The following is a 26,350-nucleotide window of genomic DNA, read 5'->3' as shown; positions in this document are numbered from 1 at the left end:
GCCATCTTTTTCCGATAGAATGGCACTATAATCAAAAGAAATGGAGATCTTATTATGGCAGAAGTCGTAACTGATAAAACCTTTGAAGAAGAAACAGCCCAAGGCCTTGTCCTTGTAGATTTTTGGGCAACATGGTGCGGCCCTTGTCGCATGCAATCACCAATCTTGGAACAAATGTCTGAAGAGTATGATGAAGACGAATTGCGCGTCCTTAAAATGGACGTCGATGAAAATCCAGAAACAGCTCGTAAATTTGGTATCATGTCGATTCCTACCCTTCTCTTCAAAAAAGATGGTCAAGTGGTTAAACAAGTAGCAGGTGTTCATACCAAAGACCAAATCAAGCAAATTCTAGCTGAAGTAGGATAACTATAAAACAGCGTGCCCATAAGGTCCGCTGTTTTTGCTGAGTGTATAACGTAAGTGGTAAGAGTTTTTAGAATAGTAATAAATTAACCTTGATTAGAGGACAGAGTTACATCTGTTCTCTTTTTTGTTGCCGTTTCATTTAATAGTGAGTTTATAGAGGAAGGAGCAGCAGCTATGAAAGGTTTAGAACTTGTCCTAGATATTGATCAGTTGAAGATCTTTGAGGTGATTGATCATGATCATCCTGCAGTTGAAACAGAAACTAAAGGATTATCAGTGAGTTCTCAAGATCAGCTAGATCTATTTGAAACAATGGGATTGTAGGAGGAAATTATGTATGACAAGAGTTCGTGAGTTAATACAACAGCTACAAACGCTTAATCCTGAGGCAGAAGTCATTTTGACTATTGATAATGTCTTTATTCCTATGGATTATGGCAACAGTATGATTGTGGAAAGCGATAGTAATCTTAAAGCTTTTCATCTGGATGCTAATCAGCGTACGGTTTATATCAAGGGATATGAAGGTTATGACGAATGAGCATTTATGAATTGATATTAAAAGATGGTCTAAGGCAAACAAGATTTAAAAATAGTCGGTTAAAAAGTCTATCTTCAGCTGAGGAAAGAACTAAAGGCGCAATTTTCGGTTATCGCTCTAAGCAGGCTATGATTGGCGCTAAAGGACTAGTCCTGACCTCTCTTGAAGCTTTAGAGGATCATCAGATGACCTTTAGTCACTGGACCCCAAACGTTTATCGTTACGGGACATATAGTGATAAGGAAAGTCGGATTACTAAGGGACACAGCGAGGATAATTTGAGACAGATTAATACCTTTGTTGTAGACTTTGACATTCCGTCTAAGGCTGAAGCTATGACCAGCAGTGATATTCTAACGGCTGCGATTGATCTAGGCTTTATGCCAACGGCTATTTTAAAGTCAGACCATGGTTATCAAGCTTATTTTGCTCTCTCTGAGCCAGCTTATGTCACGGCCAACTCTCAGTTTAAAGTGGTCAAAGTGGCTAAGACCATTTCTCAAAATCTGAGACTGTTTTTTCAAAAAGAAGGCCTACCAGTCGATATGACGTGTAATCACTTTGGAATTGCACGAATGCCACGGAAAGACAACCTGGAGTTCTATCATAAGGCCTACACCTATTCTTTCGAGGAATGGCTCAACTGGTCTATGAAGCAATCGGATTGGCCTGTCAAACGGCCTAATCTGACAGTTATTGCAGGAACATCAGGACAGAAACAAATTGATGAGCCCTGGTATCACAAGCTAATGAATGAGTCGGTCATTAAAGGCGCTAAAGCTCGGATGGGTAGAAACAATGTATTATTTACATTGGCTTTAGCGAACTACTCATCAGGTGTCTCTCAGGACGATTGTGAGGCCGCTTTAGATCAATTTAATGACCGATTGGCCGAACCGCTCGCCTCAGAGGAAGTCCTCAAGATCATCAGAAGTGCCTACTCGGAGAAATATGAGGCGGCCAGCAGAGAATATATTTTGCTGCTGTGCAAGACTTGGGTCAATACTGATTTAACGGTAAAAGACCTCTTCATCCGTCAAGGGTGGACCAAGTTCAAAAAAAAACGCAGCCAGCGATCCCGCTCTCATTTTTATGAGTGGAAGGAAGATATTCTGGCTTACCTGAGGGAAACAACCTCAATGGATAGTCCAATCTTATACACGTCTAAGAAGACAATCCGAGAGGCTCTCAAAATTCCTGAGCGCAGTTTGGATAAAGTTTTACAACTGCTGAAGGAAGATCAGAAAGTCTTCTATACCGTCAAAGCTGGTCGTGGAGGCGGTATTAGGATTGGAGCTATTAGAACGCTCTTATTGCAGGTTCTCCAGCTGAAAAAGGAGCAACAGGAGGCTTATATGAATTATTTAGCAGACCTCTTTAGAGAAAAGAAGGGAAGGATAGCAAGAATCATGGTAGAAGCCTTGGAAAGCCTAGAACAGGCTAGACAGCTCTATTTGTTTGAGACTGATGTTGGTTAAAATTTTAAACCCGCAATCTGCCATTACATTTATATCTAGGATAGGCCATGCTTATTTTAAAAAGACAGAGTGGGGAAATTTAATTTAGCAGTTGTTAGCAGGTGCCAAAAAGGAGAATCTTATGTGCTGGATTATTTTAAATTATGAAACTGGGGATTATGTGAGGGAAAATGGAGCAATCAAGACATTTGATAGCTTGGGTTTAGCTCATCAGTATCTAGAGCGATTCCGCTTGAAACTACCAGAAGCGGTGACTAAAAAAGTTAGTGAATACGACGAGGAAAAAATTTGTTATTACAATGCCCCATTCAAATTTTTTAGGGCTAGTTAGGAGGTTTTATGGCTGAACAAGCTGTTCCCCAAACCAAAATTATAAAAGGTTACTATCTTACTGGGCTGGGGCAAGAAGCTGATGTCTATTATTTTAAGATAGCTCAGAATCATCAAGATTTTTCCCAAATTGAACCTGGTCAGGTTTGTCTGACGTTTTATCAATCTTCTGATTATTTGACGCCGCTTCCAGCTCTGATACGGGTTGATCGAATAATCAGTTCCCAAAAGGGTGTCAGCCACTTTCTCAAAGAGGAGAAACAAAAGCATTATCCTCTAATGCCAATTTTGGGAATTTATACCAAGTTTGATATTGATTCCTTTGGGTCTATTTTAGAGGCCTACCAACAGGTGAAAAAGGAAGTTCACCAGCTTGCTAAGGTAACCAAGGTTCAGCTTAGCTTACTTGATTTTATGGAGGACTAAAAATGAAAAATAGAATAGAAAAATCACTCGGACTCATTGCAGGCAGACATGATTTGCCTGTTCAAGATTATGTTTTTGGAGAGGGAGATATTACATTTCCTATCAATCCTGCCTATTTATATGATGTTGTCAGAACAAAATTAGACCATTTGGATATCAAGTCAGGTACAGGGGACCTCACAGTTTATGTAACTGGCTTAACTCCAGCATTAGTAGCGGTGATCAAGTTGGCCAGAGACAATGGCCATTATCTCACACTTATGTATCATGATCGTGATACAGACAGTTGGATTCCTGATGTTATTTTTGGGAAAGATGATAATTGAAGGAGAAGATTATGACATATAAATTGCTAGATTATGTTGGGGATCGAAGCCTAGTACTTAAAAGTATTAAGACAGCAACAGAAAAACCTCGCACACGGCAAGGGCAGGCTGCTATTAGGATGCTGAATAAAAGGTATTTTAAAAATTATAAAGGCACTTTATATTTGCCTTCTCTAAAGAGGTGAATTGGTATGAGATCACTATTACGATATCCAGGCAGTAAATGGAATCTAGCACAGAAGATTGTAGATTTACTGCCTGAACATAAGAGCTATCTGGAGCCCTATTTTGGCTCTGGAGCAGTGCTCTTTACCAAATCGGCCAGTCCTATTGAGACAGTGAATGACCTCAATGATGATGTTATCAATCTCTTTCAGGTCATTCAGTCTGATCCTGGCTCCCTTCAGGAAAAGCTGTTTTTAACGCCCTACAGTCGCAAAATCTACAACATGGCTTGGGAACAGCACCCTAAAACAGAAGTTGATCAAGCTTTTAATTTCCTTGTTCGGTCAGTTATGTCTCACGGTTTTCGTTTGAAAGAAAAGTCAGGCTGGAAAAATGACATAGTTGGCCGTGAACGTGCTTATGCCGTTAAGCATTGGACTGACTTGCCTGATTTAATTCAAGAGGTAGTTTTACGCCTAAAAAAAGTGCAGATAGAAAATAGGCCTGCTCTAGAATTGATCTCTCGGTTTAATCATCCAGAGGTTTGCATGTATATTGATCCTCCTTACGTTCTGTCAACCAGAACAAGAGAGCAATACAAGTATGAGATGTCGGATAATGACCATATAGAGCTGTTAGAACTGTTGAATCAGAGCAAGGCTCAGATCATTCTTAGCGGCTATGCCAGTGACTTGTATGACCAGTATTTATCAAACTGGCAGCGTCTGGAATTCGCAGCTACTGCAGAGCAAGGGCTGCCACGGACAGAAGTCCTCTGGATGAATTTTCAGCCAGCCCAGCAGTTAGAATTGTTTAGTTAAAGGAGAAAAAAAGATGTGGAAGAATCTGAAGGAAATGGCAGAAAAGAGGGTATAAATGGATGTTTATTTTTTAGAAAGAATGTTTGCACTGTTGTTAGTGCTTGCAAATTTATTTTTTCCTGTTGCAACTGTTGTAAGTGATGATATCAAATATTTTGTTTCTATTATTTTAGTTGATGTGCTGGCTGTTGCTTGGTTTGTATGGATGTGAGGTATCTATAATGCAAAAATTTTTAGCTTGGGATAAAGAATTTAAAGAAATCTTACCAGTTCATGGCATTGACTTTGATCGAGAAATCATTTGGACCTTGCCTTATGTTGATGACAGTGATTGTGGTATCCGCTCTTTTGATGGTATTGAACTACTGTCTTCTACAGGAATAAAAGATAGGGAAGGCAACATGATTTATGAAGGCCATATCCTAGAAAGCCGTGCCTCTGAGAATTCCTTGGATTGGAAACATTGGACTGTTTACTGGACGGATGGCTCATTTGAGTTTCGTCACTATTATGAGCCTTCTGATAAGCGTAAAAAGACAATAGAACTCTCAGATCTTCTGTGTGAGGAACATGTTGAGTTTTATGGCCTTGTTATTGTTGGCCATGCTTTTGAAAAGAAAGGAAAATAACCGTGTTAAATCATAATAGTTATGTTGTCACAGATGGCAATCACCTCTATTTCACAAACTGGTATGACGTTTTTGCGGTTGTAGCAGTAGACGATATGCCAGGAGCTGATTCTGTGGCTAAACGCTTTAACAACTTTGAGGAAGCTCAGGAAGTTGCTGACGCACTTGGTTGGCAAGTTAGAAAGGTGGAGGAATGACATGGAAAACAACGGGAATACAGCTTACGGATTTTATAGAAAAATAGGGGAAAATAAGTTTGTCTATTGGACTATTGATGATGAAGATTGGGTTACCTATTCGGGAATCATTTCTTTAAGACCTTTTAGTTCAGAAGAAGTAAAAGGATTTATGTCAACTTTTGTTGACGTCATTACGGCCTCTACTCTTGGACTTGGAGCAGGTTTTGCTCTAGTGGGCTATGACGGCTCTAGGCAACAAGAGGCAGAAGATGACTTTGACGAGTTTTATAAAGAAATCGTCCTTGAGGACAAAGAAATTGATTATAGGACATTAAAATCTCTTGTCCCTAATCTGTAATCTGGAACTGTGAAGGATAAATATGAAATTTCTAGATCTATTTTCGGGGATCGGCGGATTTAGATTAGGTATGGAAGCCGCAGGTCATACCTGCCTGGGGTTCTGTGAGATCGATAAGTTTGCCAGAGCTAGTTATAAGGCTATTTATGATACGAAAGGAGAAATAGAGTTACATGACATCAGAAGAGTGTCAGATGACATTATTCAAGGACTCAGAGGTGTGGACATTGTCTGTGGCGGATTTCCGTGCCAGGCTTTCAGCCTTGCGGGAAACCGACGAGGTTTTGAAGATACACGAGGAACTCTCTTCTTTGAAATTGCAAGGTTCGCATCTCTTCTCAGACCTCAATATCTATTCCTTGAGAACGTCCGAGGGCTCCTCTCCCATGACCGAGGCCTTACATTTGAGACCATGCTCAGAACCTTGGACCAACTGGGGTATGATGTGGAATGGCAAGTGCTTAACAGCGCCCATTTCGGTGTCCCCCAAGATAGACGCCGGATCTACATTATCGGACATCTTAGAGGAGCAGGTACCCGACCAATATTTCCTCTCGGAGACAGCGACACAGAAGCTCAAAAATTTCAAGGACAAGAAGCTGTTACCAATACTCTCAACGCCAGATACTACGAAGCCCAACGTAACGGATCGTACATTGTTGAAGGTCAACAGCCGCAGGTCATTGGTAACATCCATCCCTCTGGCCGAGGAATGAATGGCAAGGTTTATCAAACGAATGGCTTAGCTCCCACAATCACTACAAACAAAGGAGAAGGCGTCAAGATCATTCAACGCAGCCATGGCTATAACAAAGGCGGTGACCATGATTTGGCCCCAACCTTAACCAGTAACAGTTACCAGGAAAATAATTATCTTAAGATCTATGATTTACATAATCAATCAGAAAAAGAGATGATTGGGACTTTAACGGCTAATGGTCATTCTGGGTCAACGTCTGTAGGAACCTTTGGCATAGAGCAAGGGGCAAGGATTCGTAAGCTAACACCTCGAGAATGTTGGCGCCTGCAGGGTTTTCCTGATTGGGCTTTTGATAGGGCTCAAGCGGTCAACTCTAATTCTCAGCTGTATAAGCAAGCAGGGAACAGCGTAACTGTTCCTGTGATCCAAGCGATTGCAGAGCGATTAGTGTAGAAAGGAAAAACAAATGAAAGATAATCCAACACGCAATGAAAGACGAGAAAAGAAGGAAATTGATAAAGCGGAACTCATTTTACAACTAATTTTCGTAGTGGTAGTTTCATTTTTTCTTTCTCCTGTTGTTAAAGAAGCAGGAAAGGCAGCTAATCATATTATGAGGTCAATTTTCGGGGGGTGATGGAAAATGATTTATCTTTATTTGATTAATCCAAAGTTAAAAGGCAAAGGGACAATCCTCCAATATATTTATACCGCTGTCTGGTACGTAGCGTCTTTATTTTTATATAAATATTTAATGTCTATTTTAGACGAAAATATTGTTACACTTTGTTTTTCTTTAGCTTTCTTCTTTGAGGTTATCATTACATTTCTTGCTTTTTGGTTCATAGTCGGAGAAGCTATAAGCTCAAATAGCAAGAATTTCACAAGCGAAGGAATCCCAGACAGGGATATACATAAAGGAGCTTTATCTATGACTAAAAGAAAAATTAATGACCAGCTGGCCCTAGCTTTTAACCAACCAGAGCGTAAGTATAGGCATGTATTTACACGAACATTTTATAAAAGAACCGGGTGGCGGTATTCTATGAAACAAACCAAGTTGGTTCTGGACATTGATGAGTATGGCATAACATTTGATAATATTTCAATAGCTATAAATAAACCTAAGAATGATTACTTTTCAGCTATCTATGAAGGTATGGAAAAGATTGTGGTTGATAGGCGCAAATTTCTTATTAAGGTAACCATGGGGAACTTAGAAGGATTTTCTCAGAAGCTGATTGATTTAAAACAATTAGATGGGGATCTCTGGAGTAACTATTGTGTTATTCAGTGGACCTTAGAAAAGTTTGCTAAGGCTAAGCTGGAATATAACTCTATTGATGATTATAAAGAGGAAGGTTAATTGACATGAACTCATCTAAAAAAATCTGGCTAATCTTTTTGGCTGTTATTATTATTGTTCTAAGCGGTATTAAAGTTGGTATCTCAGCTTTTGTCAAAGACTATGATAAGCATTTGTCAGCTGCCGTGTATCAAAAGACGGTGGTCGATCAGGATGTTAATCTAGTGTTCTATAAGCCTGGCTGTCCATATTGTCGTGCTGGAAAACAAGCAGTTATCAAAGCTGCCGAAGATAGTCCTTATCCAACTTATTATATAGATGTTGAATCTGAATCTGGTAAGGAACTTGTTAATTATTATGGAGTCAGAAAGGCTGCTACTGTCATTAAGGTCCGAAAGGGAACTTCTCAATCGTTCATTTATGCTAAAAATGGTAGAGGAAAAGAAAAGATGGCAGATTCTAATCAAATAAAGGAGGCTTTTGATGATGGAAAATAATCAAAATAAAAAGATTAATTGGTATTGGGTTATCAGAACTTATGTAATAGTAGCCGTTATTGTTTTTATAGTGACTAGTCTCTATATGGCTTTTATGATCTATAAGGATAAGGATCCTTATAACCGCATTACGACAACTCGAGTTTATCAAATCAAAGCAACAGCCACTGAAAAGGTTTATAACAAATCCTTTAGTAATAAAGAACGCTATCAGGTTGTTATCTCAAAAATTTATAATTCTAGTTCTAATGAATATGCATTTGAGCTTGACCCTTTCAAAGGTGATCAGATTGATGATCTATCTGCAAAGTTACTGAAAGAAAAGCAGGCAGATAGTATTGCTGTTTCTAAAGAGATGTATGATCGTATTGTTGATTATACAAATGAGGACTCAAAAGACTTTGTGACTTATAGCCCAAAAGAAGGGTTACGTCCTTATCATGGTCATGTTGATATAAGACATACGCCTACTTTTTTAGGAACTCTTTTAAATTCTCAGTTTTATTGGGAACATAAACTAGAATTATCAGGGATTACTCTAGTATTGTCAACTGTTTTAATGTTAATGGCTTATACAGTGAAAGTACAGTACGAGAAAAAGTATGGGATTTTAGATCAATTAAAGGAGGGATTAAATGATTATTATAGTTGAATGGATTGCTAAACTCGTCGAATGGCTTTTGGATTTGTTGAATCATGTGACTAATTGGTTTGGGAACTTTCTTCAAGCTCCTTGGTGGTTTGATCTTATTCTGGGAGTGACGTTACTAGGAGTTACAGCCATCGAAATATCCCAAAGGGGTAACCGCTCATGATTAATTTTCTTTTTCATAATACGTTTGATTTACTGTTATTGGCCTGTTATTTGCTGCCAATCTGTCGAGTCAGTTACTATTGGAATGATGAGGAAAGAAATAAAATTCTTAGTCCCATTTTAGTTATTATCTTGATGATTTTTCAGCGGTTATTGGGCACAAAGTTTCAGGGATTTACCTGGGACTTTTTTAGAAAAAAATGACGCTGAACTGTCGGTAAATTTGTTAAAAAATGATTATCCCTTAAACTCTTATTATCTTAAACAGAAAGGACTGTAACCTATGGATAGTCTCAAAAAGGTCCGTAACCGTCTGAATGAATCCCCATTTCTTCAGACGGTTCTCTGGCCTTTTACATGGTATAAACGCAATAAAGTCAGGCGTAAACTTGTCAATGTTTTGGTTCTTTTATCGGTCATCTCATACCTGGTAGTTGGCTCTTATTTCTCACCAAATAAGCAGAAATATTCAGATGCCCAGTTGGCCACCGAACAAACTTTCCAGAATAATTCTGGCAGTATTAAGATGACGTCTCAAACTTATGATAAGAAGAAAGGAGCCATTGTTCTCCAGTTTGAAACATCAGATAAAACAACGGATGTGGACTTGGGTATTGCTTCAGATAATCTCTCTTGGAAGATGTACGCCAAGAATCCATCTGAAGCGATGCAGATGGAAGTTGTGCCAATTATTGATAATAAAATTTCAGTGATTATCACAGGTGTTCCTAAAAATTTTGAGGCAATTGCGATCGATATTACTAACCATTCGGTTGATACTTCTGAAATCAATGTTGACTTGAGCGATTCGTCATCGTCCTCTTCATTTGCTTCAAATCAGAGTCAGAAATCCTCTTCGAATGACAATATTGTTGAGTTCTATGTAACGACTCAAGGACCAAAATTGAAGCCCAAATCGATTGCTGAAACATCTCGAGAAGCCTTCACTTTATCAGAGCTAGATAAGGAAGTGACCTTCCAAAAAGGGCAGCTAAAATCTCTCAATCGATCCATTGATCAGCTGAATAAAGTTATCTCAGATGACGGTTCTAAGATTGAACATTTGAACAAAGATGCTAAGTATCTAACGGGGCAAGACTTGGAAGATAATCAATCTAATGTTGAGAAAATCCAAGATGATATTGACTCGAAAAATACAACGATTGAAGAGGCAAATACCAATATCGAAACGATACAGGCTAAGTTGAAATCGTTAGCTGCGAAAAAAGAAGCCGTTAAAAATGGCACCTTTGAATTTGCCAGTCCCGTTCAATCGGTTCATCTGAATAAATAGAGAAAGGAGATTTTAATGTTTCAATTATTTAAAAATTACCGTAAAGAAAGTACAGCATTGACAGCCGTTGTATTTTTAAATTGGGTCATAGGCTTTGTGGATAAATGGCTGTTTCGATTGGTGGCGATAGTTTTCTTAGGAATGTTGTTTAGCTTTTGGGCTCATACATGGTTCCCTGAAAAAACATTAGTAACTTTAGTGAAAATGAGCATGAGTATAACGCCAGTCTTTTTAATGTTGATCATTGCTTTTTATCTTATCGAATCTTTTTTAAAGGAGTGGTTTTCTATCACTCAAGTTTTAAGTTCCACGATTTATTTCATGATGAAATTTGTAATCCTAATGGCTTCTTTAAGACTATCACCAAGCGAACAATTGTTGGTTTCTATGTTAGAAGTGTGGCTCATTTTTGGTGTGATTCATCTTCTTATTAAGTTCTTGAGCCCCAAAATTTTCCAAGCTTATCTCTTTAAAAAAGTTTTGAATAGATCGTACTTGGGGATACGAAAATCAACCGATTCAAATATTCCTGAGACAAATATTTTTAAAGATGCGGCTATTGAAAATATTGACGATCGTCTGCGAACGATTTCTAAACATGCCATCAAAAATGATTATCAGAAATTTGTCGAATGTAGCTTCCTGTTAAAGAAGGAGTCGACAAAGATTGTCGGAGTTTATAATATTCTAAGTCATCAAAAATTTAGAAAATTTGAAAAAGATAATCTTATACTAACCCCAATTTTTTATGTTTATCCTTTTGAAAAAGATGAGTTAAATTACAAACTTTTATCTTTATCCCTCTCGGAATATGAAAAAGCAGACGTTAATCCAGAATGGCGATTAAACTCTATCGGTCTGGCAAAAATAAATGGTAGAAAGTGAGAAACAAAATGGCAATGAAAAATTTAACTAAGCTGGATAAAGATTATGCAGCACAAGCAGAAAAATTGAAGGCGATTGAGGCCGAACGCAAGAAAGCAGAAGAAGCTTATCTGCTAGATTTAGGAAAAATTTATTTTCAAATTCGCAAGAAAAAGGAGAAATCAATTGACTTGGTTTCGGTCCATTCTGAGCTAAAAAATGAATTACAAACTCTCAAAAATGAGGAGAAAGAAAAGCGGCAGGCGACTCAAAATGAGCCCGAAAGTTGACGACCTCTTCAGCTGAAAATGGGCGGAATCTTAAAAAAGGATTTGGCCTCTTTTCGTCAACAGCTGTGCTAAAATTGTGGCAGTTTTCACCCAAAAATGGCCAAAAAATCTTAGTGTTGATTGTATGTTATTTGAAAATTGCCTGTCATTTTAGTATGCCGTTGGTATGCAAAAAGGCCGAAATGACCTAGTGTTGTTAGTATGCGATAGCAGAGAAAGTTACCGGTACGGGAAACCCCGTCACTGACGGGTCCACACGGAACGTGGGGACAGTTTCCCTTATGCTCTTTTCTGACTCTGAGACCTCTAAAAAGGCCTTAGCCTTGGAGGAAAGTCTCAGACAAAGGAAAACCGCACAAACAGAAATTTTATATTTCGTTGTGGTGCGAGTCTGAGTTTTCTTTTTTGCTTCTTTTGGCTTTTTCTCCGTAAAAAGAAAAAAGAAGGGCGGCCGTTTTTGGGCCGCCTAAAAACTTTTCTTTGTTAGGGAATTGACTCAAAAGTTATTATCCCTTATGATGAGTTTGAAAAAAAATAGAGGGGATAAATTTATGGCAAAAACAAAGAAAAATAGAGTTGAAATTTCTGGCCTATCTGATAGTGAGCTAAAGTATTTAAAAGCACTGGCCGGAAAAGAAAAGGCTTCGTCATTTAATCAGTTTCTTCTAAAAATGTGTCGAGATAAAATTCATCAGGGCCAGTTCAATCGGGCAGAACATTTGTACTTGGCTCACCTAACTCAGATGGCAGAAACGACAGCTTTCCTCAAACAACAATGGACCAAAAAACAAGAACAGCTGAATCAAATGAATGAGCGGCTGAAAAAAATTAATGGACATATTTCTCGTTGGCTAGAGTATGAAGGTATGATTGAACCTCTGGCCACTGAGCAACGTCAAAAACGGGAAGAAGCGCTCTTAATGTCAGGTGAGTTTGAGGCCCTGCAAGAATTATTGCTGGAGGATCATCATGAGTAAAGATATTAAAGTTAGAAATGTTTCGGATGCTGTTTATGAGCAGTTGAAAAAAATTTCAGAGACTTATCAGTACCCATCCTTTAATCAATTTATGTTGAGCCAATGTCAGATGATAGTTGCTAACGATGGACTCAATTATTATGATAATCAGTTTGCGACAGAGCTAACTGAGATTAAAGATCAACAGAAAGTTTTAGTTGAAACACTGGTCAAAGAAGATATTACAGAAGCGGCTATTTTAGCACAGCTTGATGTAACAGAAAATTTAGTTTCTGATTGGTTGGCATTTATGGATGATGTGGGTGCTTTAGCTGCAGAAAGAAGGGCAGGTGGCGGAATTTGAAAAAAGGGAAAATTGCTTTTATTGTACTGATCATTGTGGTAATTATTTTAATTCAGCCACAAAATCGTCAATGGCTTTATGATTGGTTCACTCACCAATCCATCCCGAAGCAGTTAGGATTTGATTAGCTGGTAGGAAAAAATTTTGATAGGAGTAAAGATGGATAATCACAAAAAAGAAATACGTGTCGGCGTCTACATGACGCCTGACATTGAAGAAAAACTAACCGCTTTGATGCGGTATCGCTATGGCAAGGAAACCATCAGAAAAAAAGGCGTCACGATAAAAGATTGTATCTCGCTCTGTTATGATTTACTCATCGAAAATAATTTGGAAGAGACGCCGTTTGATGGTCGTGTTCAGGAGTTAAAAGGGAAGAAAACGGCAGCTGAAAAAATTGAAAGTCGGCTCAAACAGATGCAGCGGCAACAAGATGAATTGTTATATATTAGCTTAGCCAATTTTCAGCTGGGCCAGCATGGTCCTAATTGGGATCCGTTTGATTTGGCAAGTCGGAATTCGGGACGTGATCCCAAACAAAGAGACTTATTTGTGCAAATAGATGAGTTAATAAAAGCAGATGTGTCCAAATCTCAGACCGCCAATCAGTTCCATCAGTAGTAGGAGGTCACCATGACAAAAAGTCAAGAACTTTATCACCAATTAATCCACTATGATTTTACAGGGTATATTGATCCTTTTGAAAATTTAGGAACCTTTGATAAGGTTAATCGATCATTTAAGGAACCAGTAGACCAATTGGTTAATCCTTATACTAAAAAGCCCTATTCACACTATTGGCAAACAATTATTTCTGCCATGCGTGAGCTCTACTCCAATTATCAAAAAGCACTCCATGAAGAAAATTTGGCAGATGAAAGAGCTGAGACCACGCATTACTATTTAACGACAGAGGAAGAGAAAAAAGCTTTTGAAAAGAAAGTCACAACCTACTTGAGTTTGGGCTTCAATTTTTCTCAAGTTGCTGAAAAAGTCAATCGGGCTTCTGCCAGTTTACGAGAAAATTTTAAGCGTAGCGAGTTGATTGCTTACCAGACCCCATGCTTTTTTAATAAAGAAGATTTATCAGATGGTTTTATTTCCCATCACTGTCAATTGCCACTGACGGGTGGAGTTAGAAAGGGGTCATGATGCCGTTATCATTTTGGGGATTTTTGGCCTTGTTTCTGATGAATTTTCAGGTGGTCTTAGGTCTGGCCGATAAGCTGAAAGGGATTCGTCCGATTGCTTACTGGATCATTGTCTTGGCGACTGGCCTTTGTTATTTTTTGGCGGGCGGTCTCTACTTGGCTGATAGCTTAGTAGGGGAACAGCACCACCAAAAAATTTATATCCTCTTTGCTTATGTTTTCCTAGTAATCGTCTCTAATTATATTGTGATCTGTTTACAGGAATTAAGAAAAGGCGGTGAGAATGATGAATAACCAAAGCCCAAGCATTACATTTATGCTGCAATATACGGAAGCTAATGCCCGCTACGTTGATTATACTAACCGTGACGAAGCTGTAGAGATTGATAATGATATTGTTCTTGATCAAACGACACAGGCCGTAGAAGGGCTGTCAGAGGCTCAAATGGCTGCGATTCATGCAGCCGTTCCTGAACAAGGCTTGGATTTTGAAAGCTACATCAATTATATGAATCGCTCTTATGCTACTGAAAATCAGAATGATGAAGTGACGGCCATCTTTACCCAAGATGTTAATTATTTGGCCAGAGATCAGGTTGATCACTTAAAGGCGGATCTAACGGAATCTTATGAACATGGCTGTTTGCTGTGGCAAGGTGTTATCTCTTTTGATAATGCCTTTTTAGCTAAAGAGGGGCTCTATGATATTGAGACAGGCAAGGTTGATCAACAAGCTATAAAAAATGCTGTTCGTGAAGCCATGCCTGGTGTCATCGCTAAGGAAGGATTGGATGACAGTGCCTTTTGGTGGGGAAATATCCACTTAAATACCGAACATGTCCATGTGCATTTTGGACTGGCTGAAAAAAATTCAGCTAGGGATCGAATTTTCTACCAGCCAAGAAGACGATGGGAGTATCGAGGCAACTTTTCCCAGAAGACGATTAAACAACTTAAAAGTCAAGTCTTTCACGGTTTGCTGAGTGAACGCACTAAAGAGCAGCACCTGCGCCAGGAACAAATTTTAGCCAATTTAAAAACGGATCTCATCCAAGAGGTTTTTAAGCCCGAAAAAATTACTCAGGCGGTTGAGAAAAATTTTTTGGAGCAGGCTTTTAACCACTTACCCTCAGGAAAAAAGTGGCGATATGGCTCTAACGCTAAAGATTTTGCGGTTAGTAAATTCTTTTTGGATAAGTATATTGACTCTTACTTGGCTAATGAGGGAAAGTCTGTCTACGAAGCCTGGCAGTCTGAGACCAAGGCCTTTTTAGAGCTCTATCAGGCCAGCTATACGGCTGCAGAAGGAACCCACTACGAGGCTTTTCGGAAGGTTACTGGTGAGGAGCATCGAAGAAATGTGATTAGTCAGGGATATCAGCTGGAAAAATTTCTTCAGAAGCGGGAACTGGAACTCAGAGAGCGGCTGGGCAATCGGATATTGAAGCAGTTTAAGCAGGAAGCCCCACAGTTTTCCGAGTCCTTAGACTCAAACCTGAAGCATTTCTCTCAACACAATCAGGAAAGTATTTTACAACAGGCGCCTTCTGCTAGATTGTTACGAACAGCAGAAGGCTGGCAGGCTAGAGGATATGAAATTCCTAAAGGGACCAAGGCTATTCAGGTTCAAAAACCTGTTTATGAGCACTATGATCAATCGGGACAGGGTCAAGGCAAGGTCCTTGGCTTTGAGTCTCATCCTTACTACGATGTTAGTCAGGTGAGGCAAAATCTGGCTGAGAAAAAAATGACGCTCAATGACCTGAATGTTTTTAGTGAGGAAGATCTCAGCCGTTTAATTGATGCGGCCAATCAAAAAGACGGTAAAAACGAAAAAGAAAGCAAGGAGCTTGGTCTCTTTCGCTATGCACTGAGGCTGAGAAGTTATCAAGAAGAACAAGCCAGCCTACTGGTGACACAGCGTCTCCTAGGACAAATTGAGCCAACACGGCAGAACCAAGCTTACTTAGCCTTTAAACAAAAAGAAGTAGCGGAACGATTGGAACTTACTCAGCTAGCCTTGACCCCTAGTTATCAGTTGAAAGATAAGGATAAAATCAGAAAAGCAGATTTATCAGAAACTTATGCCAAAAGTCGGCAGTTTCCACTTGAGAAGGCAACCGCAGAAGGCATCAAGAAGCCTGTTACTCGACTTCAAAAGGAGTTGGATCTCGTGAGACGGACGCATGATCAATCGCTGATCAGTATAGCTTCTGGTCAAAATATGGATCGACAAGCTTATCAAAAGCAATTAGAAACCCATTTAGCTGTCTTTAAAACCAAGTATAAAATTCATACGAATAATGAGACCATGAAACAGCTGGCTGATGAGCAGCTGAAACGGCCTTATCGTCAAGAGAATGCCCGCTATTTTAAAGTCTTGATGGGCTATTACGATCAATTATCCGAACCGAAAAAAGAAGTGACCCCAGTTGAAAATCAAAGTCAAGGTCTTTACCAGATGGTGTCTCGTCAGCTGAACCAACAGAAGGCTCAGAAGCGGGAGCAGCTGCATAGTCGGCAGGGGTTTAGGGCTACCAGTCAATTTATGTCTGGTTTGTCTAAGTCTCTGAAATCGGCGGCCAGACAGGAAGAGCAAGCATACCGTAATAAGCGAAGAAGTGATGACCGTGAAGAAGAAGAAACCCGAAGTTTTTAGCAGATCTCTAATAAAAATAAGTATAAAAATATGAGTTTAAATATTGACAAATATATAAAAATGTATTAAAATATTTATATAAAATAAAAAGAGGTAGCTAAAATGAGAGGTGAATAAAATGGAAATGAAAAATCAAAAAATTGAGGAACTGATCAAGGAAGTTGGCTTAATGGAATGGAAAAAAACTAAAAGAGAAATTAAGCAATACTTGATTTTGGAATTTGAGATTCTTTATCCTTCTAGAAATATTCTTGAGCAGATTGAATTGTTTGCAAAAGATATTATTCAATTTTGTTCCAATCTTGTTGAGATGTCTGATAATACAGACTTTGAAAAACTAGTCGCTAAATTAGATCAGTTAGAATCTGTAGGCCCTTATAAATACGCCCTTTTCACTGTGAGTTCGGCTTTACTAGATTTTCTTGGGGAATGGCGAAAAAAAGAAGTCAAAAAGCTACATAAACAGCTTAATGACTTGATGAAATAGTAGAAAAAGTGTTGACATACCACGCATTGCGTGGTATAATAAGTATGTAAGATAAAGGAGGAACAACAATATGGAAGCAGAAGAATTAAGGGCGATGGCGAAGGAAATCGCAGAAAATATCAATTTTGACGGTATGATATTTTATGTCTTAGAAAATGGAGATTACGGTGTCACCCAACAAGGAAGCGCCTATTGGCCAGTTAGAAAGGTTTGGGAGATTGGTCTGGATAAGTGGATTTGGAGAGAAAGTCTTGACGAGGCTGGAATTACTGAGGATGGCATCAACGATGTTTCTGATACTTTGATCGACTACATCGAGGATGACCTTCAATGGGCGAATTTGGAATCTCTTATTGAACAAAATTAGTGGGGCTTTCGCCCCTGCTGCTGGGAGGATGACATGCGTAAATTGGAGCTATTAGGACTAAAATTTGGAAGGCTCACTGTTATTAAGAAAGTTAAGAGTCCAGAAAAAGACTCACATTGGTTGTGCCAATGTGAGTGTGGGAAGATAGTTGAGGTGAGAGGAACTGCCATTAAAAACGGAAAGACACAATCTTGCGGTTGTCTAGCTAAAGAAACAGCAAGACAGCTAGTAGGAAAAGGCACGCTAAAGGAAAGAGCCTCGGAAGGATACGACCAGAAGCGTGTTGAGGGTGTTGCTACTTTTTTGATAAACGAAAAAGTCCAAAAAAATAATAAAACTGGCTATAATGGTGTCCAAGCCTATCATCTTGCAGATGGACGAGTGAGATATATGGCTTATCTAACGGTTGGAAAAAAACGTTATAGCAAAAAGGGTTTCAAAAAAGCTATAGAAGCCTACAAATATCGACTTGAACTAGTTGATAAATATGTACCAAGAGGAGAACAAAGATGAAATTTAAGCTGTTTAAACAGCTATATAGCGAAGCATTGGAGGAAGGCATTACTCTGGAGCTTTACATAGCTGAACGTGGTTGGCAAAAGTGGATGGATGACTATAATCCACAGGAAGTTGCTGATATGTTGACTAAGATTTACACTTTGGCCAACAACTCATTAAAAGACACTCGTAATATGTCAAGAGCTGAATTCTCAAGAGAGTATTCCATCCCCATAAGGACATTAGAGGATTGGGATTTAGGTAAGAGAATACCGCCAGTCTATATAAAACTTCTACTTGATTTTGCTCAATTTAATAATTATTAAATTAAGTATCATACAGAAAAAAGGCCTTTCTTTTATAGAGGGCCTTTTTGCTATTTTTATTTAAATACCTTTGTGTTCTGAGAAAAATTTTGTCCGTGAACTGTCGGTAAATTTAAAAAATTTGCATTATCCCTTATCCTGTCTCCAATTCTAAAGAAAAGGAGACGTATTTATGTTTTTATTTCCAAGTGTTGTGGAAAGCGACTTTGATTTCTCAGCTGATTGGCTAGTCGTTGCGATGGATGATACCAGTAAGATTATCACTTTTGATGGGACTGGCCAGAATCAGGATTTATCTATGACCCTATCATACGAAAATCCTTTGGATTATAGGTCCTTTAGTATTGGTGATCTGATCAATTTTCCTAGGGAAACATTTGTGGATATAGACGGTCCGCTAGTGCAGTAGGGAGGTAAAGTCATGGCAAATTTAAGTCGCAAAGAGCAGCGAGACTTAGCTAGGTCTCGGGATATTGTAGAAGTGGCTGAAAGTCTGGGAATGGATCTTATCCGATCTAGTAGTCAATATCGCTGGAAAGACCATGATAGCTTAGTTATCAGTCCTAAACAAGGCCTTTGGAATTGGCATAGCCGTCAGGTTGGCGGGGATGTTATCTCTTTAGTTGAGACCATTAAAGAAGTCAACTATAATCAAGCAGTTGAGTTTCTAAATACAGGAAATTTCACCCAACAAGATTATAATCAGCCACAGGAAAAAGAGGATTTTGATTATTACCTCCAGCGTTATGAGAAACCTCTTGAAGAAGGCCGTCGCTATTTACAAGAGCAGCGAGGCTTATCAGCTGAAACCATTGATTTTTTCAACCGTCAAGGTGTTTTAGCTCAGGCAAATATTTTGAGAAATGACCAGATTGAACCAGGTCTGGTTTTCAAAAGTTTTGATAGTTCTGGGAAATTAGTCGGCGCCTCTTTGCAAGGAATCCGTCAGAATTTTGAAAAGTATCCTAAAAAAGGTTATTTAAAAGAAGTTATGAAAAATTCTGATGGTCTCTCTAATTTCCATGTAGATATTGGCCAGCCTCAGCGCTTGCTCTTTATGGAAGCACCTATTGATTTGATGTCCTACTATGAGCTGCACAGGGATACACTTCAGAATGTTCGTTTAATTTCAATGGAAGGCCTTAAAGAAGGGGTCATCAGTCGTTATGCAGCTGAATTAGCAGCTCAAGACAATAATAATTTAGAGTGGTTTCAATCCCGAACCCCTGAACAGTTACATGATTTTCTTGATAATAGTATCAAAAGCCATACTATTGATCGTGTCATCAGGGATAACCAAATGATTACTCTAGCTGTAGATAATGATGAGGCTGGCCGCCATCTAGTTTCTAAGCTCCAACAAAAAGGAATTCCGCTTACTGTAGATGTCCCTATAATCGGGGCTGAGGATCAAATTAAGCAGGATTGGAATGATGCCTTAAAAGAAGGCATTGATCCAGAAGCTAAAGGGTATCATCTCTATGGCTTGCAGGCTAAAGATGATGGCTTTGAAAAAGTCTATTCGGGTTACTACACTTCTGATGTAGCTCAAGCCAAATTAGAAGAAGCTTTAGGAGCAGGTGAGTTGATGATTGCGACAGAGAGATACGAGCAGTTGAAGAATCTTCCTGATACAGCTTCAGAATGGAAGCAATATCCAAAACTTCAGTTTTCAGATGGGGATATTCCAAATTCTTTGACAAATGATCGTTCCTCGAATCTTTTTACAGAAGCACAAAAAGACCATAATCAATCTTCTGGAATCAATTTTTTAAATCAGGTTGACCAAAACTCTGTAACTGTTCCACGACTTATTCTCAGACAAGATTTGCTATACAGTGATTATTGGCATGTTTATCAAAGTGACGGCAATCTTGAATTTTATTTGTTTGAAGATGGTCAATTTGGTTATCGTGACTACGGTTCTCTCAGTCCAAAAGAAGACAAAATTGTTTTTAAATTCCATTCTGGCCCAGGGACAACTGATTTTCTGGTAACCCAAATGGGATATGAAGACTCTTTAAAATACATTGTTGGTGAAGATTGGGAATACCTTTTGGATACCGATAAAGCATCATTGAGAGAAAATTATGTTTTTAAAGATCTGGAGAATTTCTTACAAGAATCGAATGGTTTTGAATTGGATTACTGGACTTTCGATAGCAATTTAAAGGAAGATGAGATTATTCAAAGATTGAACAGTGAGAGATTGAAAATGAGGGAAATGATTTCTTCTTCTGTCCCAATACAACAAGAAAAAGCCCTTGAGAATAATACTCAAGAGCCTTCAGTTAACGATGCGGGCGAATTTCATCGCACTTCCGATTATTCAGGAGACTTGTCTCCTAGGACAGCATCGCAGCCTGTTGAGGATTATCCTCAACCTGATTTTCCTGCCATCGCTCAGTTACAGTTTACCACTAACGGAGCGGACGTGTCAACTAGAAAATCAGGTTATCATCCTATTGAAGCTAAAGAATTACGGCGTCTGAATCGGTTTGCTCCAACACTCCAGACCACTGCTCAATGGTATTTAAGAGAACTGGCCGACAGTAAGATTTCCTATGTGTTTGCTGACGAGACGGGGAACAAAGAAGTTGTCCAAATGAATTTCCAGAAGAAAAATTTTGCGCATTTAGCGGGCATTTCTCCAGTTGGCAGGACTATGGAAGAGGCACTAGAAGACTTTGCTTACGGTAGAGGAAACTATGATAATATCTTGTTGTCTAATGCGAGTCGAGACAAGATGAAAGTATTGCCTTTGCTGCCTGAAATTACTGAAACTGGAACCTTTATTTTTAATGACTTATCAGAAGTAGAAAAACTTCACAACATTGATATGTCCAAAGCCATTAACCCAGAAGATAGTGATTTACTGATTCTATTTAGGGATACCGAGCAAGAAGGCTTAATTCCTGCCTCTTTGATGAGGATTAAAGGAGAGTTAAGCACGAACCTAGAAGGACTTGATAAACAAGTTGTTTTAGGGATTTATCGTGAGCGTGGCGGAGAAATTGAACAGCTATCTGTCAATGAAAAATATATTCAAGACGGCGGTCAAGATATGCTGAGGGTGCTCAAAAATAAACAGTTTGAGGAAATAGGAAAATCTCCTGCTCTGACTACTGAAGTTCCACCTGAATTTAATGTGGTTCCCCCCGCCTCTACAAAAAGTCTGTCGCAGCGTGCGGCTGAAATAATGGAAGAAGACCGCCTAAAGGCTGAGCAGAAAGCCTCAGTTTCTTCAGATGAAAAAAACTTTGACCCTGGTAAGGCAAGCGCTGAAGAATTGAGCGCTCATGCTTTGGACCAGATTAGAAAGTATTCTGCTGATCCACAAGCGATGAAGGACTATTTGGACTTTATGAGCCATTTTCCTACCATGTCTCCGAGAAATGCTGCCCTAGTGCAGGAACAATGGCCAGGAGCTCAAGCAGTAGCCACCTTTAATCAGTGGCAGGCAATGGGGGAAAAACTAGGCATTAAATCAGCCGATGTCTATCACTCAACCCGAACCTTTATCAATAAAAAGACGGGAGAAACCGTCACAAAGACCTATGATCAGCTATCGGTTAAGGCAGGAGAAAAATCACAGATCACTTTGCTGCGGCCAGTCATGGTTGATATGATTCCTGTTTTGGATGCGGCTGGAAAGCCTGTCAAAAACGAGCACGGTCGGACCAAGTATAAGCCTCGGTCAGAAGCCTCTGCCGCTGAAAAAGCCAAGATTAAGTCCAAAGAGTTACCTGTCAAAGAGTTTATGAGCGGGAAATTTACGACTTATAAGGTTTTTGAACTCTCACAAACTACTTTAAAGCCTGAAAACTATCCTAAGGCTATGCCCAACCGTCACTTTGATTTTGATGTGGATAAAGTCCAAACAGATAAGGTTTTAAAAGGCTTGTGTGACTACGGTAAAAAAATAGGAGTTGGTATGCAGTTTGATAAGTCTCACCAGCTGGGAAATGCTAAAGGGGCTTATTTCCGTGACCAGCAAATGATTTTAATCAATCCTGAAAATACGCCAGGAGAACAAATTACAACCAGCATCCATGAGTTAGCTCATGCGACCTTGCATAATCCCAAGTTTATGAATAAGGGAGATATTGACTTATCAAGGAGTCATAAAGAGCTGGAAGCAGAGATGACCGCTTATATTGTCTCTAAACATTTTGGCTTAGATACCAGTGAAGAGGCCATCCCTTATATGGCCAATTGGACCGATAATCTGACTAAAATGAGTGATCAGGAATTGGATTACTCCATGAAGCGGGTGCACAAAGCAGCGGATCAAGTGGTGAAATGTGTAGAAAAGCAAACCAATCCCCAGCTCCCCAGAACAAGGGACAGAGGGCTGTCACCAAGTCCAAAACCGACTGTCCCTAATGCTTTAAATCCTTGAGGAAGAGTCTCACCATGCGTGAGGCTTTTTTTCATGTCCGTGAACTGTCGGTAAATTTGAGAAAAAACCATTATCTCTTAAACTCTTATTATCTTAAACAGAAAGGAAACATTTTATGAATGAGAACCGTCATATTAACTGAAAAGTCTGATCAACGCAAAGCCTACGCTAAGGCTTTAGGTCAGGCTACCCATAAGGGGGCCGTTTCTATCGTCAAATCAAGCCCCTTTTTTGAGGGAGAAGTCCGTTTAATTGCTCCCGAGGGGCATTTATTTGAGTACCCTTTACCTCAGGATAATTGGGATTTATCCAAGCTCCCAATATTGAATATTTCTTTTAAGGATCTTCAGCTGAAAAAGGATAAGCGATCTCGGGATCTCTTTAAACAGATTTCTCAGGAGGTACAAGCTGCGGATCAGGTGATTATTGGAACGGATGCGGACCGTGAGGGAGAACGGATTGCTTATACGATTCTTACCCATATTCCAGCAGGCTTAGATAAGGTTTCCAAACGGCTTTGGGTCCACTCTATGAGCTCAGACGGCATTAAAGAAGCCTTTCAGCAGTTGCAAGCCCCAGAAGAAACCTATAACTATTTCCTAGAAGCAGAGGCCAGAAGTCAAAGCGATTGGCTGGTGGGAATGAACTTATCTCCCTTCACAACACTCAAGTTGCGACGGGGAAAAGGGAGCGCTTTATCTGTCGGTCGTGTCCAAACGCCCATTGTGCGCCTGATTTGTGAAAACGATCTGGCTATTCAGAACTTCCAGCCGCAGCCTTACTATAAGCTGGATCTGCAGGATATGGTTCATCAAGTGACCTTTACTTATAAGGATCCGTTGGTGACCAGTGAAGAAGCCTTGACACTGTTACGAGGGTTAGAACCTGCCAGCCGAGTTGTTGGTATCAAAGGAAAAACTGTTACCAAACTGGCGCCAGATTTATTTTCTTACTCCAGTCTCACGGCTCTGGCTTCTCGCCGCTTTGGCTTTCGAGCAGATGAGACGCTAAAATATTTAGAAAGTCTTTATCTGAAAGGGTATATTTCCTACCCTCGAAATCAAGATGTGACGCATATCACCTTCAAGGAGTTTGACTATCTTAAGAGTTTAGTAGCTGACTACCAAAATTTCATTGATTGCCATTTTGAAGTGGCCCATCCTGAACCTAGGGAGGCTTATGTTGACCCTAAACAGGTTGAGTCTCACTATGCAATCATCCCCACCCAAAAGCTACCTGACCTAGGTGGTCTGTCTTCAGCGGAGCACTTGATTTATCAAGCAATTGTCAAACGGAGCTTGCTGATGTTTGCTCCAGACTACAGCTATGAAACAACGCAAGTCACCCTTTTAAATGCGGGTCTTGAATTTAAAACGTCAGGTTACCGTATTTTAGAAGAAGGCTGGCGGGGCTTGATGGAGAAAAAGGTCAAAAGAGATCATTTGTTGCCTGACTATCAACTGGATAGTCTGATCCCAACCAAAGCGGTTGTCCGATCGGAGATAACAAAACCGCCAAGGCGATTGACTGAAAGCTTGCTAATGGGGAAGGTCTTGCCAAGCTATGGCTTAGGAACCTCAGCTACCCGAGCGGCGATGCTGAAGAAGATTCAGGAGGCTGGCTATGTTCAACTGGATAAGCAAACAGGTCAATTTTACCCAACTCAAAAAGGGTATCTCTTAATTTCAGCTCTTCAGGATAATGATTTTTCGGATCCTACGACCACCGCAGGCTGGGAAAGTTTCTTGGAACAGATTGGAAAAGGAGAATTGTCTCCTGGAGAATTTGTTGATGGGATTAAAGAAAAATTGACCCAACAGATGACACGCAAAGGAGGTCTTTATGGCAGATGAATCCGCAAAAAATCTGAGTGCTTTAGAGGAATTGGCCGATAATCTATCCGCTAAAGTTCTGTCAAAGCCTGATGATTATGAAGTCTACGGCCGTGACGAAGAGGTTCAAGATGTCATCCTCGCATTACTGCGTAAAGGCAAAAATAGCCCGGTTCTGATTGGGGAGCCGGGTGTCGGAAAGACAGCTGTTGTTGAAGGACTGGCCTTGAAAATTGCAAGGGGACAAGTCCCTCTTCAGTTACAAGGGTTAACCGTTTATAATCTAGAACTGTCTAATTTGACAGGAGAGGGGGATTTTATTGCCAAGTTCAAGCAAATCATTACTGAACTCGTGGAGCGGCGAGGAGAAGTCCTTCTCTTTATGGATGAAATTCATACGATTGTCAGGGCTGGCGGTCAAGACGGCCAAGCCTTAGATGCTGGAAATGTCATCAAACCAGTCCTGGCTCGCGGGGAAATTCAGCTGATTGGAGCAACAACTCTGGATGAGTATCACGACTATATTGAGACGGATAAAGCCTTAGAACGACGGATGCCGCCCATTATGATTAATGAGCCAACCGAGGATGAGGCTGTTGCGATTCTTCAGTTGGCTAAAGGTCCCTATGAAACCTTTCACCGAGTGACTTATACAGATGAAGCGATTCAGCAGGCAGTCAGTTTGTCTGTTCGCTACATTACCGATAAGTACCTTCCTGATAAGGCTTTTGATTTAATGGATGAGGCTGGGAGTCTGGCTGCCAGCCGAGGTCAAACAGCCATTACGGAAGTTGAGATAGCAGAAATCCTCAAACGAAAAACAGGAATTCCTGTCACGACGATTCTCGAAGGGAATGATGACCGCCTAATTAATCTTGATAAGATTCTCCATCAACGGGTTAAAGGCCAAGATGAAGCCATCCAAGCTATGTTACGATCGGTTTCTGTCGGGGAAGAAGGGCTGCAGGATGAAACAAAGCCTTATGGGACGTTTTTGTTACTAGGCCCGACTGGTGTCGGAAAGACCGAGTTTGCTAAAGCAACAGCAGAAGGGCTCTTTGGCTCTGAGGACGCACTCATTCGTTTTGATATGTCTGAGTATGGGCAAAAAGAAGATGCTAAGAAATTCATTGGGGATACCCAGACACGTTCCAAGGGAGAGCTGACGGAAAGCGTTAAACGCAGACCTTATAGTGTTTTGCTCTTTGATGAGATTGAAAAAGCTCATCGGGACATTTTGGATTTGTTCCTGCAGATCCTGGATGATGGGCGTTTAACGGATGCGACTGGCCGGCTGGTAAGCTTTAAAAATACTCTAGTTTTAATGACGACGAACTTAGGAGCTAAAGCTGTGCTGGATCAGTTTGATATTAAAGGGGATATTTATAAATTGGATCCTGACCGTCTTTTGAAATTTCAAAAGCGGATGACTAGTGTTTTATCCGATGATTTACGTCCCGAATTCATTAACCGTTTTGACCACAAGCTGATTTTCAACCCCTTAACAACCGAAATTATTTTAGAAATTGTCGATAAAAATATGGCCCTCGTGTCACAGCGCTTAGCTAAGTATGGCATGAGTCTTAGTTATGACCAGGCTGTTGCAGACTACTTAGCCAGAAACGGAACTGACAGTAAAAATGGAGCTCGTCCGTTGGCTCGTTTGATTTTAAATCAAGTTCTTGCGCCAATTGCAGATCTGAAACGGCAGCTGAGACGAGAATATGGTTCAGTGAGTGGCCATCATATCGTGATTACAGCTGTAGGGGAACTGCAGGATACTTCTCATAAAAAAGAACGACAACATTTGGAATTTCAGGCACAGTTAGTAAAAGCTGCTTAGTTTAGTTCCGCGAACTGTCGGTAAATTTGAGAAAAATCCATTATCCCTTATGCTAGGATAGTCAAAATAATTAAGTAA

Annotated in this window: 35 protein-coding genes; all 35 read left to right on the top strand. The window is 39.8% G+C overall.

What is annotated here, in order from left to right; translation table 11 throughout:
- The first annotated feature begins 54 nt into the window (after positions 1-54).
- The 35 genes from trxA (at position 55) to ACVR1G_RS08195 (ending at position 26,272) form a co-directional block, all read left to right on the top strand.
- A complete protein-coding gene (trxA, locus tag ACVR1G_RS08365; protein WP_447452722.1) occupies positions 55-369 on the top strand; it encodes a thioredoxin in 315 nt (104 codons plus the stop codon).
- A 174-nt stretch (positions 370-543) separates the two neighbouring features.
- Positions 544-693 carry a hypothetical protein gene (locus ACVR1G_RS08360; RefSeq protein ID WP_447452721.1) on the top strand — a complete coding sequence of 50 codons (150 nt, stop codon included), beginning with the start codon at positions 544-546 and terminating at the stop codon, positions 691-693.
- A 13-nt stretch (positions 694-706) separates the two neighbouring features.
- On the top strand, positions 707-910 hold the full coding sequence (locus ACVR1G_RS08355) for a hypothetical protein (RefSeq protein WP_447452720.1): 204 nt from the start codon (positions 707-709) through the stop codon (positions 908-910).
- Positions 907-2,388: a primase C-terminal domain-containing protein gene (locus ACVR1G_RS08350; RefSeq protein ID WP_447452719.1), complete on the top strand. Its 1,482-nt coding sequence runs from the start codon at positions 907-909 to the stop codon at positions 2,386-2,388. The genes ACVR1G_RS08355 and ACVR1G_RS08350 overlap by 4 nt, the downstream gene beginning before the upstream one ends.
- A 121-nt stretch (positions 2,389-2,509) precedes the next feature.
- Positions 2,510-2,719 (top strand): hypothetical protein, encoded by a 210-nt coding sequence (locus ACVR1G_RS08345; protein ID WP_447452718.1) that lies wholly within the window; start codon positions 2,510-2,512, stop codon positions 2,717-2,719.
- A gap of 8 nt (positions 2,720-2,727) precedes the next feature.
- Entirely contained in the window at positions 2,728-3,144 is a 417-nt protein-coding gene (locus tag ACVR1G_RS08340; protein ID WP_447452717.1) for a hypothetical protein, read from the top strand.
- 2 nt (positions 3,145-3,146) lie between these two features.
- Positions 3,147-3,470 (top strand): hypothetical protein, encoded by a 324-nt coding sequence (locus tag ACVR1G_RS08335; protein WP_447452716.1) that lies wholly within the window; start codon positions 3,147-3,149, stop codon positions 3,468-3,470.
- A gap of 191 nt (positions 3,471-3,661) precedes the next feature.
- On the top strand, positions 3,662-4,456 hold the full coding sequence (locus ACVR1G_RS08330) for a DNA adenine methylase (RefSeq protein ID WP_447452715.1): 795 nt from the start codon (positions 3,662-3,664) through the stop codon (positions 4,454-4,456).
- A gap of 55 nt (positions 4,457-4,511) precedes the next feature.
- The gene (locus ACVR1G_RS08325; protein WP_447452714.1) at positions 4,512-4,667 is read left to right on the top strand and encodes a hypothetical protein; all 156 of its coding nucleotides are present in this window, start codon (positions 4,512-4,514) and stop codon (positions 4,665-4,667) included.
- Positions 4,668-4,677: 10 nt separating this feature from the next.
- Positions 4,678-5,085, top strand: a complete 408-nt coding sequence (locus ACVR1G_RS08320) for a YopX family protein (RefSeq protein ID WP_447452713.1) — start codon at positions 4,678-4,680, stop codon at positions 5,083-5,085.
- 2 nt (positions 5,086-5,087) lie between these two features.
- Positions 5,088-5,282, top strand: coding sequence for a hypothetical protein (locus ACVR1G_RS08315; RefSeq protein WP_447452712.1), 195 nt, complete (start codon positions 5,088-5,090; stop codon positions 5,280-5,282).
- Between the two features lies 1 nt (position 5,283).
- The gene (locus tag ACVR1G_RS08310; protein WP_447452711.1) at positions 5,284-5,622 is read left to right on the top strand and encodes a hypothetical protein; all 339 of its coding nucleotides are present in this window, start codon (positions 5,284-5,286) and stop codon (positions 5,620-5,622) included.
- A gap of 22 nt (positions 5,623-5,644) precedes the next feature.
- Positions 5,645-6,775 carry a DNA cytosine methyltransferase gene (locus ACVR1G_RS08305; protein ID WP_447452710.1) on the top strand — a complete coding sequence of 377 codons (1,131 nt, stop codon included), beginning with the start codon at positions 5,645-5,647 and terminating at the stop codon, positions 6,773-6,775.
- A 13-nt stretch (positions 6,776-6,788) separates the two neighbouring features.
- Positions 6,789-6,959: a hypothetical protein gene (locus ACVR1G_RS08300; protein ID WP_447452709.1), complete on the top strand. Its 171-nt coding sequence runs from the start codon at positions 6,789-6,791 to the stop codon at positions 6,957-6,959.
- A gap of 294 nt (positions 6,960-7,253) precedes the next feature.
- On the top strand, positions 7,254-7,688 hold the full coding sequence (locus ACVR1G_RS08295; protein ID WP_447452708.1) for a hypothetical protein: 435 nt from the start codon (positions 7,254-7,256) through the stop codon (positions 7,686-7,688).
- Between the two features lie 5 nt (positions 7,689-7,693).
- Positions 7,694-8,125, top strand: a complete 432-nt coding sequence (locus tag ACVR1G_RS08290) for a thioredoxin (RefSeq protein ID WP_447452707.1) — start codon at positions 7,694-7,696, stop codon at positions 8,123-8,125.
- Positions 8,112-8,777: a hypothetical protein gene (locus tag ACVR1G_RS08285; protein WP_447452706.1), complete on the top strand. Its 666-nt coding sequence runs from the start codon at positions 8,112-8,114 to the stop codon at positions 8,775-8,777. The genes ACVR1G_RS08290 and ACVR1G_RS08285 overlap by 14 nt, the downstream gene beginning before the upstream one ends.
- Positions 8,761-8,940, top strand: a complete 180-nt coding sequence (locus tag ACVR1G_RS08280; RefSeq protein WP_447452705.1) for a hypothetical protein — start codon at positions 8,761-8,763, stop codon at positions 8,938-8,940. Before ACVR1G_RS08285 ends, ACVR1G_RS08280 begins: the two co-directional genes overlap by 17 nt.
- Before the next feature lie 282 nt (positions 8,941-9,222).
- A complete protein-coding gene (locus ACVR1G_RS08275) occupies positions 9,223-10,233 on the top strand; it encodes a hypothetical protein (protein WP_447452704.1) in 1,011 nt (336 codons plus the stop codon).
- A gap of 15 nt (positions 10,234-10,248) precedes the next feature.
- Positions 10,249-11,118 (top strand): hypothetical protein, encoded by an 870-nt coding sequence (locus ACVR1G_RS08270; RefSeq protein ID WP_447452703.1) that lies wholly within the window; start codon positions 10,249-10,251, stop codon positions 11,116-11,118.
- A 14-nt stretch (positions 11,119-11,132) separates the two neighbouring features.
- Positions 11,133-11,387 (top strand): hypothetical protein, encoded by a 255-nt coding sequence (locus tag ACVR1G_RS08265; RefSeq protein ID WP_447452702.1) that lies wholly within the window; start codon positions 11,133-11,135, stop codon positions 11,385-11,387.
- A gap of 551 nt (positions 11,388-11,938) precedes the next feature.
- Positions 11,939-12,364, top strand: a complete 426-nt coding sequence (locus ACVR1G_RS08260) for a hypothetical protein (protein WP_447452701.1) — start codon at positions 11,939-11,941, stop codon at positions 12,362-12,364.
- Positions 12,357-12,707, top strand: a complete 351-nt coding sequence (locus tag ACVR1G_RS08255) for a hypothetical protein (RefSeq protein ID WP_447452700.1) — start codon at positions 12,357-12,359, stop codon at positions 12,705-12,707. Before ACVR1G_RS08260 ends, ACVR1G_RS08255 begins: the two co-directional genes overlap by 8 nt.
- Positions 12,708-12,866: 159 nt before the next feature.
- Positions 12,867-13,328, top strand: a complete 462-nt coding sequence (locus ACVR1G_RS08250; protein ID WP_447452699.1) for a hypothetical protein — start codon at positions 12,867-12,869, stop codon at positions 13,326-13,328.
- Between the two features lie 12 nt (positions 13,329-13,340).
- Complete coding sequence (locus ACVR1G_RS08245; RefSeq protein WP_447452698.1) at positions 13,341-13,859, top strand: hypothetical protein; 519 nt, start codon at positions 13,341-13,343, stop codon at positions 13,857-13,859.
- On the top strand, positions 13,856-14,152 hold the full coding sequence (locus ACVR1G_RS08240; RefSeq protein ID WP_447452697.1) for a hypothetical protein: 297 nt from the start codon (positions 13,856-13,858) through the stop codon (positions 14,150-14,152). Before ACVR1G_RS08245 ends, ACVR1G_RS08240 begins: the two co-directional genes overlap by 4 nt.
- Positions 14,142-16,517, top strand: a complete 2,376-nt coding sequence (gene mobP2 / locus ACVR1G_RS08235; RefSeq protein ID WP_447452696.1) for a MobP2 family relaxase — start codon at positions 14,142-14,144, stop codon at positions 16,515-16,517. The genes ACVR1G_RS08240 and mobP2 overlap by 11 nt, the downstream gene beginning before the upstream one ends.
- 118 nt (positions 16,518-16,635) lie before the next feature.
- Positions 16,636-17,004, top strand: coding sequence for a hypothetical protein (locus ACVR1G_RS08230; RefSeq protein WP_447452695.1), 369 nt, complete (start codon positions 16,636-16,638; stop codon positions 17,002-17,004).
- A gap of 70 nt (positions 17,005-17,074) precedes the next feature.
- Positions 17,075-17,371 carry a hypothetical protein gene (locus ACVR1G_RS08225; RefSeq protein ID WP_447452694.1) on the top strand — a complete coding sequence of 99 codons (297 nt, stop codon included), beginning with the start codon at positions 17,075-17,077 and terminating at the stop codon, positions 17,369-17,371.
- 33 nt (positions 17,372-17,404) lie between these two features.
- The gene (locus ACVR1G_RS08220) at positions 17,405-17,884 is read left to right on the top strand and encodes a hypothetical protein (protein ID WP_447452693.1); all 480 of its coding nucleotides are present in this window, start codon (positions 17,405-17,407) and stop codon (positions 17,882-17,884) included.
- The gene (locus ACVR1G_RS08215; protein ID WP_447452692.1) at positions 17,881-18,195 is read left to right on the top strand and encodes a helix-turn-helix domain-containing protein; all 315 of its coding nucleotides are present in this window, start codon (positions 17,881-17,883) and stop codon (positions 18,193-18,195) included. Before ACVR1G_RS08220 ends, ACVR1G_RS08215 begins: the two co-directional genes overlap by 4 nt.
- Positions 18,196-18,367: 172 nt before the next feature.
- Positions 18,368-18,604, top strand: coding sequence for a hypothetical protein (locus ACVR1G_RS08210; protein WP_447452691.1), 237 nt, complete (start codon positions 18,368-18,370; stop codon positions 18,602-18,604).
- Positions 18,605-18,616: 12 nt separating this feature from the next.
- A complete protein-coding gene (locus ACVR1G_RS08205) occupies positions 18,617-22,597 on the top strand; it encodes a PBECR4 domain-containing protein (RefSeq protein ID WP_447452690.1) in 3,981 nt (1,326 codons plus the stop codon).
- A gap of 119 nt (positions 22,598-22,716) precedes the next feature.
- Positions 22,717-24,450: a type IA DNA topoisomerase gene (locus ACVR1G_RS08200; protein WP_447452689.1), complete on the top strand. Its 1,734-nt coding sequence runs from the start codon at positions 22,717-22,719 to the stop codon at positions 24,448-24,450.
- Positions 24,440-26,272 (top strand): AAA family ATPase, encoded by a 1,833-nt coding sequence (locus ACVR1G_RS08195; protein ID WP_447452688.1) that lies wholly within the window; start codon positions 24,440-24,442, stop codon positions 26,270-26,272. Before ACVR1G_RS08200 ends, ACVR1G_RS08195 begins: the two co-directional genes overlap by 11 nt.
- Positions 26,273-26,350 lie beyond the last annotated feature (78 nt).

Source organism: Streptococcus dentasini (assembly GCF_053206945.1).
The sequence above is the reverse complement of the archived record's forward strand: the minus strand, read 5'-3'. Positions and strand labels throughout refer to the sequence as shown.